The following is a 13,430-nucleotide window of genomic DNA, read 5'->3' as shown; positions in this document are numbered from 1 at the left end:
GCGGACACGGGCGCGACAGCGTGGGCACCCCCGCGCAGCTCGCGCTGTGCGCCGGGGCCGCCGCCGTCACCACGGCGCTGGGGCTGTACGTGCAGGACGTGCTCAACGCGCGCTTCCTGCCGGCCCGGGGCTACTTCCCGCTGCTGGTGGACTACGCGGTGGTGGCGCTGTTCTGGAGCATCGGCACGCTGCCGGCGAACCTGGCCATGGACCTGGACGCGGTGGCCACCCGGGGCATGCGCCTGGAGGCCACCCTCACCGGCGAGGTGCGCGGGCTGGTGGCCCGGGCGCTCACGCTCTACCGCCAGAGCCAGGACGAGGCGCGCAAGCTGGCCACGGGCCCGGGCCGCGAGAAGCTCCAGGCCGTGCTCGGCAAGCTGGCCCGGGACGCCTTCACGCTGGCGGAGTCCCACACGGAGCTGGAGGCCCAGCTCGCCGCCGCGTCCCAGGGGAGCGTGGACTCGCAGGTGCAGGAATTGAAGAAGCGCGCCCAGGACGCGCAGGACGGCGTGGCCCGGCGCCAGCTGGAGCGCGCCGCCGCGTCGCTGGGGGAGGAGCTCAACCACCTGGACGCGCTGTCACGCCGCCAGGAGCGCCTCCTCGCGCAGCTGCACGCCCAGGTGGCCCTGCTGGAGCGGGCCCGCGTGTGCTTCATCGGGGCCCGGGCCACGTCCCCCCTCGCTGGAGGCGGCGGCGACCGGGTCCAGGCCCTCGCGGACAAGCTCTCCGCCCTGGACCTGGAGTCCTCCGGCGCGGAGGGGGCGGCGCAGGCCGCGCGCGTCCCGGCGCTCCGCTCGTAGGAGGCTCCAGGGAGGCTCCAGGGCCCGCGGCTCCCTACTTCGCCGAGGCGCGGGGAGGCGCGGGTGCGTTTGCGCGCCGGGGGCGGCCCTTCTTCGCGGCGGTGACGCGCGGGGTGTGCAGCTCGCTGGCGATGCGCTGCTCAATCTCCTCGCGGGTGCGGCGGCTGACCTCCAGCGCGGCGTTGATGCGCTCGCGCACGACGTCCGCCTGGGCCTCCGCGGCCGCGCGGTACTCCGCGATGTCCCGGCGCAGCTCCAGGCGCCCCTCGCTGGCGTTCGCCGTGCCCGCCTTCTTCCGGGGCGCCGTCTTGCGCCGCGCGGGCCGCCCGCCCGCCGGATTCCCGGTGTCCTGTGGTCCCTGTGCCTTGCGCGCCATCTGTCTGCCCCCTCGTGCGATCGCTCGCGTGTGGGCGGAAAGGTGGGGTTTGTGCGCCCGGCACGGAAGTCTGGCCCCGGGTCGGATGGAGGCCAGGCAGCCGGACAATGTAGGTGCGCGGCAACAGTGGTGCTTCTCAAGGCCTCCAGGAAGGCGCTAAGAGGGCCGCACCGTTCCTGGGCCAAGGGGCAGTTGGACTGATAGCTCAGGAACTCCCGCATCACCCCCAGGGCCGGGATGCGAGCAAGCCTTCGAGCCCCGCGCACCCCGGCTGGCCGGGACCCGCGCTGGAGCGAACAGTGAGGGAATCCCCGTGGCGGTCTCTTTCCTGAACCGGAAACACAACCTGGACCGGATGTCGCTGCGCGACCTGGTCTATTCGTTCTTCACCTACTACGCCGTCGTCGCCTACATCCTCATCGGCATCACCTGCATCGTGCTGTCGGTGAAGTGGTTCGAGGCCCCGGCGCGCATGGCCGCGGCGGTGCTGGTGGCCACGGTGGCGTACCCGTTCGGCTGGTACCTCATCCACCGGTACATCCTGCACGGCCGCTTCCTCTACAAGTCCGCGGCGACGGCGGTGACGTGGAAGCGCATCCACTTCGACCACCACCAGGACCCGCACGACCTGCGCGTGCTCTTCGGCGCGCTGCACACCACGCTGCCCACCATCGCGCTGGTGCTCACGCCCATCGGCTACCTCATCGGCGGCCGGTCCGGCGCGGCGGCGGCGCTGGGCTGGGGCATGGTGACCACGTGCTTCTACGAGTTCTGCCACTGCATCCAGCACCTCAACTACGCCCCGCAGCAGAAGTGGCTGAAGGACATCAAGCGGCTGCACATGTCCCACCACTTCCACAACGAGCAGGGCAACTACGGCATCACGAACTACTTCTGGGACCGCCTGTTCGGCACGCTGTATGAGAAGGCGTCCGACAAGCCCAAGAGCCCCACCGTCTTCAACCTGGGCTACACGGCGGAAGAGGCGGTGAAGTACCCCTGGGTGGACAAGCTCTCCGGCGGCACCCGTGGCGACGGCCACCCGCGCCGCTTCTGGAGCGCCGAAGGGCTGAGCGCGCCGGAAGCCTCCAGCGAACAGCAGTCCTGACCCCCCTTCCCCGCTTCACCCCGGACCTCCCCGCGCGCTCCAGTCGCCCGGGGAGGTCTTCGTTTTTCAACGCGCGTCACGCGGAGAGCTGCTGGGCCTCGTCCTGCTGCTGCTCCTCGCGAAAGCGCTGGGCATTCAGGGGCGGCAGGGTGTGCACGCGCGCCACCAAGCACGCCGCGCTGCCCCCGGCCAGGTGGAATTGATCCAACCGCACGCTGACGGGCCGGCGCCCCAGGCCGCGCAGCACCGCCTCCACGCGGGGCACGCGCGCGCCGATGATGACGGTGTTGCCCACCTCCACCAGGTTGAGCCCGAACGCGAGCGCGTCCTCGCGCGCGATGGGAACCACCTGCTGGATGCCCTCCGTGCGCGCCAGCATCCGCAGCGACTCCGGCGTGAAGGCCTCCGGACACACCAGCGCGGTGCCGTCGGACAGCACGGTGAGCGCGGTGTCCAGGTGGTAGAGGTACGGGTCGCACAGCTCCAGCGGCGTCACGGGCGCGGAGAGGAAGGCCTCCAGCACGCCCGCGGCGCGCTGCGTGGACCGCATGCCCCAGCCCAGCAGGGCGCCCCGGCCCGCGGGCAGCATGGCCACGTCGCCCCCTTCGATGTGCACGCGCGGCGGCTCGATGACGTCGAAGCCGCGCGCGGCCAGCCACCGGGCCCTCGCGAGCTGCTCGTTGCGGCGCTGGCCATGGCGCATGGTGGCCAGCAGCGCGCGCAGCTCTCCTTCCTGCGAGACGAGCACCGCGTTGTCCTTGGCGAACACGGAGTCGAACGCGCCGTGGACGAAGGGCAGCTCGAAGAAGGTCCCGCCCTCCTTGCGCAGGGCGCGCAGGAACGCGCGGTGCTGGGTGCAGGCGCGGCGCCACGCGACGGCGCCGGGCTTCATATGCGGGTTGATGTTCCAGGCGACCTGATACGCGCAGTCGCGGGAGCGGACGTGGTCCTTCTCACAGCGCACCTGACTGACAGCGAAGGTGGCGGGAGCGATGTGGCCGGTGTTCAAGGTCATCCCCATACATGTGGCCGGAAGGCACTCCCGCCTTCCGGGATGTGTAGAGAGGGTGCGCACCATGAGCGGGCTTGGCGAGGTGGCTGGGGAAGCGGGGACGGAGGACGCACGCCTGTCTGAACGGCTTCACCGGACCCTCTTGCGTTTCAACCGCGCACGACTGGCCCCGGGGTTTCCCACCGAGGGCTGGCGAGCAGCCGTGCAGCAGGAGACGCAGTTGCGGTTGCTCGAGGGCGAGTACGTGGAAGCCGAGCGACAGCGCGTGGCGGCCTGGGCCGCCGAGGCCCCGGAGGACGCGGACGGGTTCATCGCGTGGTTCGAGGACCTGAAGGAGTCCGGTCCCGGACAGCATGATCCGCTGTTCCCATGGCTTGCCACGCAGGCCACGCGTGAGCAGATGAACTGGTTCCTCACGCAGGAGGTCGCGGGCGAAGCGGGCTTCGACGACCTGGTGGCGCTGACGCAGCTGCAGCTGCCCACGCAGGCGAAGCTGGAGCTGGCGCGCAACTACTGGGACGAGATGGGCCGCGGGCGCGAGGACGCGATGCACGGGCCGATGCTCGCGGAGATGGCGGCGAAGCTGGGGTTGCAGCCCACGGACGATGACACCGTGTGGGAAGCGCACGCGCTGGCGAACCTGCTCTGCGCGTTCGCGTTCAACCGCCGCTACACGTTCCACGCGGTGGGCGCGCTGGGCATCGTGGAGGAGACGGCGCCGGGCCGCACCGCGTGCGTCAACGAGGGCCTGAAGCGTCTGGGCTTCGACATGCGCGTGCGGCGCTATTACGCGCTGCACTCCACGCTGGACGTGAAGCACTCGGAGACGTGGAACAAGGAAGTGCTGCGGCCCTTGGTGGCGGCGAACCCCGCGTGCGCGCGGCCCCTGGCGGAAGGGGCGCTGCTGCGGCTGACCGCGGGCACGCGGTGCTTCGAGCGCTACCGCCACGAGCTGGGCCTGGACCTGAAGTCGCTCAGCTGAAAGCGGAGCCTGGCCGTCCTTCCCCCCGGAACCTTGCGCGTGTGCGCTGGCCCGGGGGGTGCGTTTCCCGAAGGACGGTTCGTCCGGGGGGAGGGGATGCGCGGCGGCCAGCGCGGACGCCAGCTTGGGGCGTTTCCCAAGGCCGAGCTGGAGGTCCCGATGTCCCTGTTCCGTTTCATCCCCGCCGCGGTGCTGCTCCTGACGGCGTGCGCTTCCCCGGGCACGTCCATGCAGGAGGTGATGCGCCGCACCGAGCCCCTCATGCCGAAGCGGCCGGATCCGCTCACCTACGGCACCCGGCCGGAGAACCCGGTGCGGGTGGGCTGGGGCGACAAGGGCGTGATGGCGTACTTCAAGCTCCTGCGCGGCCCCCAGGGCCAGCCGGTGGCGTGGCGCCGCATGGGGGACTGCTGCGAGTTCACCCAGGTGGACGGCCAGGGCCAGGGCCAGGGGAAGCTGTCCATCTTCGAGGTGACGTACGACGGGCTGGACACGCCCGTGGTGCTCTACGTGGACGCCTTCACGGGCGGCAACGTGTACGCGCCCTGGGGCTTCTCGCTGGAGGGCCAGGGGGACGCGCCGCCCGTGCCCGGGACGGAGCCGGAGGTCATCGACCTCTGAGGCACCGCTTCAAGCCCATGATTCCTTGAAAGCTCCCGGACTCCTGCGTCCCCCAAGCACGCGGCCCCCCCTTCCTGGGTGGGTCGTTCGTGCCTAGATGCAAGGGTCGACGGGAGTATGACTTTCCCCCGAGTGTTGACCGTCACGCTTACAACCTCCCTGTGTGCATGGGAGGTGCGGCCCCCTTGGCGCTGCGCTAAGCGTTCGACCGCTCTCCCGACGGAGGAGGAACCGTGGCGGCTGTGAAGAAGAAGCGTTGGCCGTATGTGCTGGGAGGCATCCTCGTCCTCCTGATCGCCATCGTGGCGGTGGTGCTGTGGCGCCTGGACGCCATCCTGCTGAAGACGGCGCGCGACCAGGCGGCGACGTACTCGCAGAAGCTGGGGCGCCCCATCGAGATTGGCGACGTCTCCACGAAGCTCTTTCCCTACGTGGGCGCTCGCATCCAGAACGTCACCGTGGGCCCCGCGGAAGGCGAGGACTTGCCGCTCGCGGAGGTGAAGGACGTGACGGTGAGCGTGGCGGCGATGCCGCTGCTCACGTCGAAGGGCAAGGACATCCGCGTGCAGGACGCGGAGGTGTCCGGGCTCACCGTGAACGTCATCCGCCTGCCCGACGGCACCACCAACGTGCAGCGGCTCCAGGAGAAGCTGGCCCAGCAGCAGCCCAAGGAGCAGCCGCCCGAGGAGCAGTCGCAGCCCACGGACCTGTCGGGCGTGCACGTGGAGCGCGCGGCGCTCACCGACGGCACCATCCGCTTCGTGGACCGCGCGGCGGGCGCGCAGGCGCGCGAGCTGGCGGTGAAGGACCTGGACATCGAGGTGAAGGACCTGCGGGTGGGCCAGCCCCTGAAGGTGGACCTGGCGGCCGCGGTGCTCGCGGAGAAGCAGAACCTCCAGATGACGCTCGCGGCGGCGCCGCTGCCGGCGACGCTCATCCCCACGCCGGAGCAGGTGACGCTGAAGGCGGAGCACATCGACCTGTCGCCGCTGGGGCCGTTCCTGCCCCCGGACGTGGGGCTGCAGGCGGGCACGCTGGACGCGGACTGGAAGGCGGACCTGGGCGGCGCGGTGCCCGGCGGCAAGGGCCCCACGAAGCTCGTGGGCGTCATCAAGGCGCTGGGGATGAAGTTCGCGGGCTCGGAGGGCGGCAAGGCGCTGGACGTGGTGCTCGACACGGACGTGACGGGCGACATGTCCACGGGTGACCTGGCGCTGGACAAGCTGAAGCTGGACCTGGGCCCCGCGGCCATCACGGGCAAGGGCCGGGTGAAGGGGCTGCTCACGGAGAAGCCCGTGGTGGAGGGCTTCGAGCTGGTGGGGCGCAACCTGGACCCGGCCGTGCTCGCCGAGTACTACCCGCCCCTGCGCAAGCAGCTCAACGGGATGATCGCCGGCCCCATTGGCCTGGACGTGCGCGGCAGCGGCACGCAGGACGCGCAGGCCCTCGACATCACGGTGGACCTGACGCCGGTGCGGCTGCGGGTGCCGGATCAGCTGACGAAGGACGCCGGCGGCGCGATGAAGCTGACCGCGAGGGTGACGGGCGCGGCGGCCAGCGGCGGCGCGCTCCACTTCGACGCGAAGTCGGACCTGAGCGGCGTGGACCTGCGGCCGGGCCTGATGGTGGACAAGGCGCCGGGGCAGCGGCTGGAGGTCGCGGCGACGGGCACGTACGCGCCGGCGAAGACGGGCAGCGGGATGACGGTGAACGTCACCCGCATGAGCCTGGGCGCGCTGGAGGACACGGTGACGGGCACCGCCACGGTGACGCTCGCGGGCACGGGCAAGAAGGCGACGACGACGTTCAAGGCGAACGTGAAGTCCGCCCGGCTGGATGCGGAGAAGTTGTTGATGAGCGAGGAGGAGGTGCTGGCGCGCACGGGCGGCAAGCCGCCGCCGGAGCCGCCGGTGGAGGCCAACCGCTTCAACGGCTACCGGGGTGACATCCAGTTCGCCATCGCGTCGCTGCGCTACGCGGCGATGGACATGAGCAACGTGACGGGCGTCGTGAAGATGGTGGACGACCTCATCACGGTGGAGAAGTTCTCGACGGGCGTCTACGGCGGCAAGGTCGTGGCGGATGGGACGACCATCCGCCTGGGGCCCGCGCCGGAGGCCCGGCCCTTCACGGCGAAGGTGCAGGTGCAGGGCCTGGAGGTGGCGCAGGCGCTGGCGGCGCGCACGCCGAAGCAGGTGCTGACGGGCACGTTCAACGGCAACGTGGACGTGCAGGGCGTGGGCTACACGCCGGAGAAGCTGCAGCAGACGCTGCTGGGCGGCATCAGCGGCAACCTGCTGGAGGGCACGTTCCTGGGCAAGGACCTGGTGTCGTCCGTGACGGGGCCGCTGGCCAAGGCGATTCCCTTCGCGAAGGCGCTCAAGAGCGGTGACGTGACGTCACTGGGTGGGGACCTGCCCTTCAGCGTGACCATCAAGAACGGGGTGGCGCAGCTGAGCAAGCCCATCACCTGGACGCGGCCGGAGGCGGCGATGAGCTTCGACGGCGGCATCGGGCTGGACGGCACGCTGAACCTGACGGGCGGCGTGTCGCTGACGCCCGCGACCATCAAGACGCTGACGGTGGGCAAGGTGACGCCGACGGAGGCCATCCCGGTGGGGGTGAAGCTCGGGGGCAAGGCCTGGAGCCCGGACGTGACGGGCGTGGACGTGAAGCCGGCGGCGACGACCATCCTGAAGCTGGCGGGGGCGTCCGTGGCGGGCAACCTGCTCGGAGAGAAGGGCAAGGCCGTGCAGGACATCATCACGGGCGGCCAGGACAAGGCGAAGGCCGAAGCGGAGGCGCGCGCCAACGAGGAGAAGAAGAAGCTGGAGGACCAGGCCCGCGCCGAGCAGGAGAAGGCGAAGAAGCGCGCCGAGGAAGAGGCGAAGAAGAAGCTCCGGGGCATCTTCGGCAAGTAGCCGCTGGGAGCACCTGTGTCTTGCGCACGCCGCGGAGCTCTCGAGGGAGCTTCGCGGCGTGGCTGTTTCAGGGGCTGACGTCGTAAGGTGGGTGGACGATGCCTACGCTGGAGCGGATTGAAATCGAGGGGTTCAAGTCCATCCGCGAGATGGCGCTCGACCTGCGCCCCATCAACGTCCTGATTGGCGCGAACGGCGCGGGGAAGAGCAACTTCATCTCCGTGTTCACGCTGCTCCAGCGGATGCGGGAGGGACGGCTCCAGCAGCACGTCGCGCAGGCAGGCGGCGCGGACAGCATGCTGCACTACGGGCGTAAGCGGACTTCGCAGCTTCGCCTCAAGCTCGCATTTTCCGCGCAACAGATCGCGCACCAGTTCGTGCTGACACCTTCAGATGAAGACTCTTTCATCGTCACGAACGACTCTGTCACGCCTCCCTCAAGCATTGAGACCTCTGCCCTACCGCTTTCAATAAGTCAAAACACTCTCAAAGAGGCCGTATGGTCGCTCAAGTACGAGTCACGTCTGCAAGAAGTCATTGCCGCGATAGAAGCGAATGCCCCCGCCTCGAACAAACACAATCTAGCTAAAGCCAGACGGCTCCTCATCCATCTTGGCACTCTCTTCAACGGCCTCAAGGTCTACCACTTTCAGGACACAAGTTCGGGCGCACGCCTGAAGCAGACCCAGGACATCAACGACAACGAAGCGCTCCGCGCGGATGCTTCGAACCTCGCCGCTTTCCTCTATCTCCTTCGAGAGAAGCACCCCGACAGCTACCGCCGCATCGTGGCGACTGTCCGGCTCGCGGCGCCCTATTTTGACGACTTCCGCCTGCGCCCCAACCCTTTGAACGAACAGAAGATCCTGCTGGAGTGGTCCGAGCGCGACTCCGACGACTACTTCAACGCGCATGCGCTGTCGGACGGGACGCTTCGCTTCATCTGCCTCGCGACGCTCCTGCTCCAGCCTGAATTGCCTCCGATGATCATCATCGACGAGCCGGAACTGGGTTTGCACCCCTACGCCATCCAGCTCCTCGCGGGCATGGTGCGCAGCGCATCACAGAAGTCGCAGATCATCCTCTCCACCCAGTCCGTGACGCTGGTGAATCAGTTCACCCCGGAAGACCTCGTCATCGTGGACCGCCAGGACCGTGCTTCGACTTTCCACCGGCCCACCGCGGAGGAAACGGCGTCCTGGCTGGAGAGCTACAGCCTGGGAGAGCTCTGGGAGAAGAACGTCCTGGGCGGTCGTCCGGGCTGAGCCATGAAGCGCGTCCTCATCCTCGTTGAAGGGCAGACCGAAGAGACCTTCGTCCGCGAAGTGCTCGCGCCCCACCTGCTTCGCCTGGGGCTGGCGCTCATTCCCCGTCTGGTGGTCACCAAGTACGTCAAAGAAGGCGGCAGCTTCAAAGGCGGCGTTCCCCAGTACGCGCTCGTGCAGGGAGACCTGCGACGCCTGCTTGGCGATACAGGCGCAACGTGCGTGACGACGATGCTCGACTACTACGGTCTGCCCAGGGACTTCCCAGGACTCGCGACCCGTCCCCAGGGCAACTGCTACACGCGCGTCGAGCACGTGGAGCGTGCCTTCGCTGAAGACATCACCCATCCCCGGTTCCTGCCCTACCTGGCGCTGCACGAGTTCGAAGCGATGGTGTTCGCCGAGCCAGGTCAGTGCTCCATCTCCTTTTCCACCGAGGAGATCACGAAGCTCAAGGCCATCCGCGCAGGAGTGCGATCCCCCGAGGAGATCAACGAGCATCCGGACACGGCTCCCTCCAAGCGCGTCCTGGCGATTTCTCCCGGCTACCAGAAGACCCTGCACGGGCCCCTGGCGGTGATGAGCATCGGGCTCTCCATCATTCGCGCCGCGTGCCCCCACTTCGCCCAGTGGCTCTCGAAGCTTGAAGCCCTCGCGGAGGGATAGGCCCACCTGTCCATGTCAGTCTGGGACCCGGTCCAATCCGCTCGCGCGGCGTCCTCTCGGGTCCCCGTGCTGCTGTGCACCCCGTCGGTGGCGCTGGCGGACGCCTTCGGTGTCGAAGACGTCCTGCGCGCAGGCACCACCGGCGGCTGAGCCGCTACTGCCCGGGGGTGCCGCGCGCTTCCCAGCCGGCCCCGGTGCCATCGGGCCGCCGCGGGGACCACCCCCGCGCCCGCCCATGTCCTCGCGGCGCATCTGCTGGTACTGCGTCAGCTGCTCCGCGCTGAGCACCTTCTGCATCTCCGTGTCCGTCTGCGTGCGCAGGTCGCGCATCTGCTGGCGCATGTCACGCCCCGGCCGGCCCCCCGCCATCGACGCCGTCAGCTCCTGGCGCTTCGCGTCCTCGGCCTGGATCGCCTTCGTCAGCGCCTGCTCCTGGCTGTAGTTGAGCCGCGCGTTGGTGACGAAGGCCTTGAGACGCTCGGAGCGCGCGGCCTCCGCCTGGGTCCGCATCTGGTCCACCTGCTGCTGCCACTGCTGGCGCTGCTCGGTGCGCTGCTCTTCCTGCACCGTGCGCATCAGCTCCTTCAGCGTCTGGCGCCCGCTGTCGGTGGTCATCGCCTCGCCCACCATCACACCGCGCAGCTCCTCGCGCAGCTTCGCGACCTCCGCCTCCAGGCCCGCGGGCGGAGGACCGCCCGTGCCCGCGGAGGCCGTGCCGCCGCCCTGCTCGAAGGCCATCATCCGCCGGGACAGCAGCTGCACCGTCTCCTCCAGCGCCTTCACGCGCATCTGGAGCGCCCGGACGTCCGCCGTCGAGTCCTGCACGCGGGGCGCCTCCTGGGTGACAGGGGCCTCCGACTTCCCAGGCCCCCACAGGGCCACCCCGAGCGCCAGCGAAGCCAACCCCACCGATGCGATGCCGAGAATGCGGTTCATGATGCTCTCCCTGACGGAGCTCCCGGCCGCCTATTCCATCGCGCGCCCGGAGCTCCGCCTCGCGCCTGCATCCTCCCACCCGCCCCCCTCCCAGGGAACCAACCCTCGACGCGCGCCTGCCTGCCCCCCGTGTCGCGAGCGTTGACCTCGTCCAGCCGGGCGCGGAGAGTCCCCCGCCATGACGCTCCGTCCCATCGCTGAAGTCGGCGCCGAGCTGGGTCTCGCGCCGGAAGACGTCCTCCCCTGGGGCCGCGACCGCGCCAAGGTGTCCCTGGACGCCCTGGGCCGCCGGACGCATCAGGGCCGCATGGTCCTGGTGTCGGCCATCAACCCCACGCCCCCGGGCGAGGGCAAGACGACCATGTCCGTGGCGCTGGCCATGGGCCTGCGCAAGCGGGGCCGCAAGGCGGTGGCGGCGCTGCGCGAGCCGTCCCTGGGGCCCGTCTTCGGCGTGAAGGGCGGCGGCACCGGCGGCGGGCAGGCGAGCCTGGAGCCGGCGGCGGACATCAACCTGCACTTCACCGGCGACCTGCACGCCATCACCAGCGCGCACAACCTGCTGTCCGCGCTGGTGGACAACGCCGTGTACTACGGCCACCCGGTGGCGCTGGAGGGCACGCGGGTGCGCTGGCGCCGCGCGATGGACATGAACGACCGGTTCCTGCGCAACGTCATCGTGGGGCTGGGCGGCAAGGCGCACGGCGTGCCGCGCGAGACGTCCTTCGACATCACCGCCGCCAGCGAGGTCATGGCCATCCTCGCGCTGGCGGAGAACCTGAAGGACCTGGAGGCGCGGCTGGGGCGCATCGTGGTGGGGCAGGCGCCGGACGGCTCGCCGGTGCGCGCGAACGACGTGAACGCGGCGGCGTCCATGGTGGCGCTGCTCAAGGACGCGCTGATGCCGAACCTGGCCCAGACGCGCGAGGGCGGGCCGGCCATCGTGCACGCGGGACCGTTCGGCAACATCGCGCACGGGTGCTCGTCGGTGGTGGGCACGCGGCTGGCGCTCGCGTACGCGGACGAGGTGGTGACGGAGGCCGGCTTCGGCTTCGACCTGGGCGCGGAGAAGTTCCTGGACATCAAGTGCCGGAGCGCGGGCGTGTGGCCCCGGGGCGTGATGCTGGTGGTGACGCTGCGGGCGCTCAAGCACCACGGCGGCGCGGCGGCGGACAAGGTGGCGGAGCCGGACCGCGAGGCGCTGCTCAAGGGCTTCGGCCACCTGGAGAAGCACCTGGAGTCGGTGGCGGCGTTCGGCCTGCCGGCGGTGCTGTGCGTGAACCGCTTCCCGCAGGACACGGAGAGCGAGCTGGACGAACTGCGCGCGTTCGCGAAGGCGCGGAACGTGGGCATCGCGGTGTGCGAGGGCTTCGGCAAGGGCGGCGAGGGTTCGCTGGAGCTGGCGGACACGGTGCTGGCGATGCTGGACGCGACGGACGCGGCGCCGCCGAAGCCGCGCTTCCTCTACGAGCTGGAGCAGACGCCGGAGGAGAAGATCCGCGCCATCGCGCGCACGGTGTACGGCGCGGACGACGTGGCCTTCACGCCGGGGGCCCGCAAGGACCTGGAGACGGCGCGGGCGCTGGGAGGCGCGGGGCTGCCGGTGTGCATGGCGAAGACGCACCTGTCCTTGTCGGACGACCCGACGAAGACGGGCCGGCCCCGGGGCTTCACGCTGACGGTGCGAGAGGTGCGCCTGTCCGCGGGAGCGGGCTTCCTGGTGGCGCTCACTGGAGAGCTGCTCACCATGCCGGGCCTGCCACGAGAGCCCGCCGCCCGCCGCGTCACCGTCCACCCCGATGGCCGCATCACGGGCCTGATGCAGGGCGAGTGACGTCAGGGGTAGGGCCTAGGGTGTCCCGCCGTTCACTCGACGGGAGCACGCCGCCCTGCCCCACCCGAAGCACGCCCAGCCCTGGCGCATCCACTTCTTCCAGCGACATCCGGAGGACGACCCGGCGCGCGCCGTGCCTGCCCGCGACTTCCTGGACGCCTGTCCGGACGCGGTCAGCGCGAAGCTGCTCGCCGTCGTGAAGGCCGTGGCGGACGCGCCGCCGCCCGCCTTCAGTGGCGGGGGCAAGTGGGAAGCCATGCACGGCGCCATGTCGGGGATCCATGAAGTCCGCGCGGATGGCAGGGGCCGGCGTCACTACCGCCTCTTCTGCCTCCTGGAGCGGGAGGGTGAAGCGCTGGGCCTGGGCGGCCCGAGCCTCGTCCTCCTGACCGGGAAGACGAAGGCGTTCCGCACCGTGATTTCGGAGTCCGACTACGCGAAGGTCCGCGCCCTCCGGGACGAGTACCAGCGCCGCCGTCCCCGGAGCGTGTGGGCCGGCTGAGGCGCGGACTACTTGCGGCGCACGCGGGGGGCGGGGGCCCGTGGCCGCACCGCCTTGCGGCGCTGGGGTGCTGGCACCAGTTGCAGGCGGCAGCCCAGCGCGGCGGCCAGCTTCGTGACCGTGGACAGCGTGGGGTTCGCGGAGGGCGCCGTGAACAGGCGGCGCACGACCTCCGGCGGGGTCTCCGCCCTGCGGGCCAGGTCCGCCTTGCTCAGTCCCGCCTCCTCGCGCCGCGCGTCCAGGGCGCGGATCAGCCGGTCCGCCGCGTCCACCTCCGCGCGCGCCTTCGCGTATGCCTCCGCGAAGGCCGGGCGCTTGAGCTTCTTCTCGAAGTAACGGTCGAATCCCGTGGGGGTCATGACAGGGCTCCAGGCTCCAATCCGGGCGTAGCATACAAGTTACGCCTGACA

At 70.3% G+C, this 13,430-nt stretch carries 13 protein-coding genes; 9 read left to right on the top strand and 4 right to left on the bottom strand.

Going from position 1 to position 13,430, the window contains the following annotated elements:
- Positions 1-800, top strand: an 800-nt coding sequence (locus ACLEQD_RS03915) for a hypothetical protein (protein WP_410381936.1), incomplete at its 5' end; no start/stop codon positions are given.
- Between the two features lie 34 nt (positions 801-834).
- Here ACLEQD_RS03915 and ACLEQD_RS03910 read toward each other — a convergent pair.
- Complete coding sequence (locus ACLEQD_RS03910) at positions 835-1,176, bottom strand: hypothetical protein (RefSeq protein ID WP_410381935.1); 342 nt, start codon at positions 1,174-1,176, stop codon at positions 835-837.
- Between the two features lie 355 nt (positions 1,177-1,531).
- Between ACLEQD_RS03910 and ACLEQD_RS03905 the strand changes: the two genes are divergently transcribed.
- Positions 1,532-2,284, top strand: a complete 753-nt coding sequence (locus tag ACLEQD_RS03905) for a sterol desaturase family protein (RefSeq protein WP_171412617.1) — start codon at positions 1,532-1,534, stop codon at positions 2,282-2,284.
- A 76-nt stretch (positions 2,285-2,360) separates the two neighbouring features.
- Here ACLEQD_RS03905 and ACLEQD_RS03900 read toward each other — a convergent pair whose 3' ends face one another.
- Positions 2,361-3,299 carry a dimethylarginine dimethylaminohydrolase family protein gene (locus ACLEQD_RS03900; protein ID WP_410381934.1) on the bottom strand — a complete coding sequence of 313 codons (939 nt, stop codon included), beginning with the start codon at positions 3,297-3,299 and terminating at the stop codon, positions 2,361-2,363.
- Positions 3,300-3,498: 199 nt separating this feature from the next.
- Between ACLEQD_RS03900 and ACLEQD_RS03895 the strand changes: the two genes are divergently transcribed.
- The 5 genes from ACLEQD_RS03895 (at position 3,499) to ACLEQD_RS03875 (ending at position 9,751) form a co-directional block, all read left to right on the top strand.
- Complete coding sequence (locus tag ACLEQD_RS03895; protein WP_410381933.1) at positions 3,499-4,278, top strand: iron-containing redox enzyme family protein; 780 nt, start codon at positions 3,499-3,501, stop codon at positions 4,276-4,278.
- Between the two features lie 159 nt (positions 4,279-4,437).
- Entirely contained in the window at positions 4,438-4,899 is a 462-nt protein-coding gene (locus ACLEQD_RS03890; protein WP_410381932.1) for a fibril protein, read from the top strand.
- 233 nt (positions 4,900-5,132) lie between these two features.
- Positions 5,133-7,820 (top strand): AsmA family protein, encoded by a 2,688-nt coding sequence (locus ACLEQD_RS03885; RefSeq protein ID WP_410381931.1) that lies wholly within the window; start codon positions 5,133-5,135, stop codon positions 7,818-7,820.
- 98 nt (positions 7,821-7,918) lie between these two features.
- A complete protein-coding gene (locus tag ACLEQD_RS03880) occupies positions 7,919-9,085 on the top strand; it encodes an AAA family ATPase (RefSeq protein WP_410381930.1) in 1,167 nt (388 codons plus the stop codon).
- 3 nt (positions 9,086-9,088) lie between these two features.
- Positions 9,089-9,751 (top strand): DUF4276 family protein, encoded by a 663-nt coding sequence (locus tag ACLEQD_RS03875; RefSeq protein WP_410381929.1) that lies wholly within the window; start codon positions 9,089-9,091, stop codon positions 9,749-9,751.
- A gap of 15 nt (positions 9,752-9,766) precedes the next feature.
- Here the strand turns inward: ACLEQD_RS03875 and ACLEQD_RS03870 are convergent, their stop codons facing one another.
- Positions 9,767-10,687, bottom strand: coding sequence for a hypothetical protein (locus tag ACLEQD_RS03870; protein WP_410381928.1), 921 nt, complete (start codon positions 10,685-10,687; stop codon positions 9,767-9,769).
- A gap of 178 nt (positions 10,688-10,865) precedes the next feature.
- Between ACLEQD_RS03870 and ACLEQD_RS03865 the strand changes: the two genes are divergently transcribed.
- Entirely contained in the window at positions 10,866-12,518 is a 1,653-nt protein-coding gene (locus tag ACLEQD_RS03865) for a formate--tetrahydrofolate ligase (protein ID WP_410381926.1), read from the top strand.
- Positions 12,519-12,651: 133 nt separating this feature from the next.
- The gene (locus ACLEQD_RS03860) at positions 12,652-13,020 is read left to right on the top strand and encodes a hypothetical protein (protein ID WP_410381924.1); all 369 of its coding nucleotides are present in this window, start codon (positions 12,652-12,654) and stop codon (positions 13,018-13,020) included.
- An 8-nt stretch (positions 13,021-13,028) separates the two neighbouring features.
- Here the strand turns inward: ACLEQD_RS03860 and ACLEQD_RS03855 are convergent, their stop codons facing one another.
- A complete protein-coding gene (locus ACLEQD_RS03855; protein WP_410381922.1) occupies positions 13,029-13,379 on the bottom strand; it encodes a DNA-binding protein in 351 nt (116 codons plus the stop codon).
- Positions 13,380-13,430: the final 51 nt, after the last annotated feature.

Origin of the sequence: Corallococcus sp. 4LFB (assembly GCF_046520365.1) — a bacterium.
Taxonomy (GTDB): domain Bacteria; phylum Myxococcota; class Myxococcia; order Myxococcales; family Myxococcaceae; genus Corallococcus; species Corallococcus caeni.
The sequence above is the reverse complement of the archived record's forward strand: the minus strand, read 5'-3'. Positions and strand labels throughout refer to the sequence as shown.

Bases quoted from the DNA above. Each gene is read 5' to 3' on its own strand.
- ACLEQD_RS03910 (WP_410381935.1), bottom strand. From the start codon at position 1,176: ATGGCGCGCAAGGCACAGGGACCACAGGACACCGGGAATCCGGCGGGC.
- ACLEQD_RS03905 (WP_171412617.1), top strand. From the start codon at position 1,532: ATGTCGCTGCGCGACCTGGTCTATTCGTTCTTCACCTACTACGCCGTC.
- ACLEQD_RS03900 (WP_410381934.1), bottom strand. From the start codon at position 3,299: ATGACCTTGAACACCGGCCACATCGCTCCCGCCACCTTCGCTGTCAGT.
- ACLEQD_RS03890 (WP_410381932.1), top strand. From the start codon at position 4,438: ATGTCCCTGTTCCGTTTCATCCCCGCCGCGGTGCTGCTCCTGACGGCG.
- ACLEQD_RS03880 (WP_410381930.1), top strand. From the start codon at position 7,919: ATGCCTACGCTGGAGCGGATTGAAATCGAGGGGTTCAAGTCCATCCGC.
- ACLEQD_RS03875 (WP_410381929.1), top strand. From the start codon at position 9,089: ATGAAGCGCGTCCTCATCCTCGTTGAAGGGCAGACCGAAGAGACCTTC.
- ACLEQD_RS03870 (WP_410381928.1), bottom strand. From the start codon at position 10,687: ATGAACCGCATTCTCGGCATCGCATCGGTGGGGTTGGCTTCGCTGGCG.
- ACLEQD_RS03865 (WP_410381926.1), top strand. From the start codon at position 10,866: ATGACGCTCCGTCCCATCGCTGAAGTCGGCGCCGAGCTGGGTCTCGCG.
- ACLEQD_RS03855 (WP_410381922.1), bottom strand. From the start codon at position 13,379: ATGACCCCCACGGGATTCGACCGTTACTTCGAGAAGAAGCTCAAGCGC.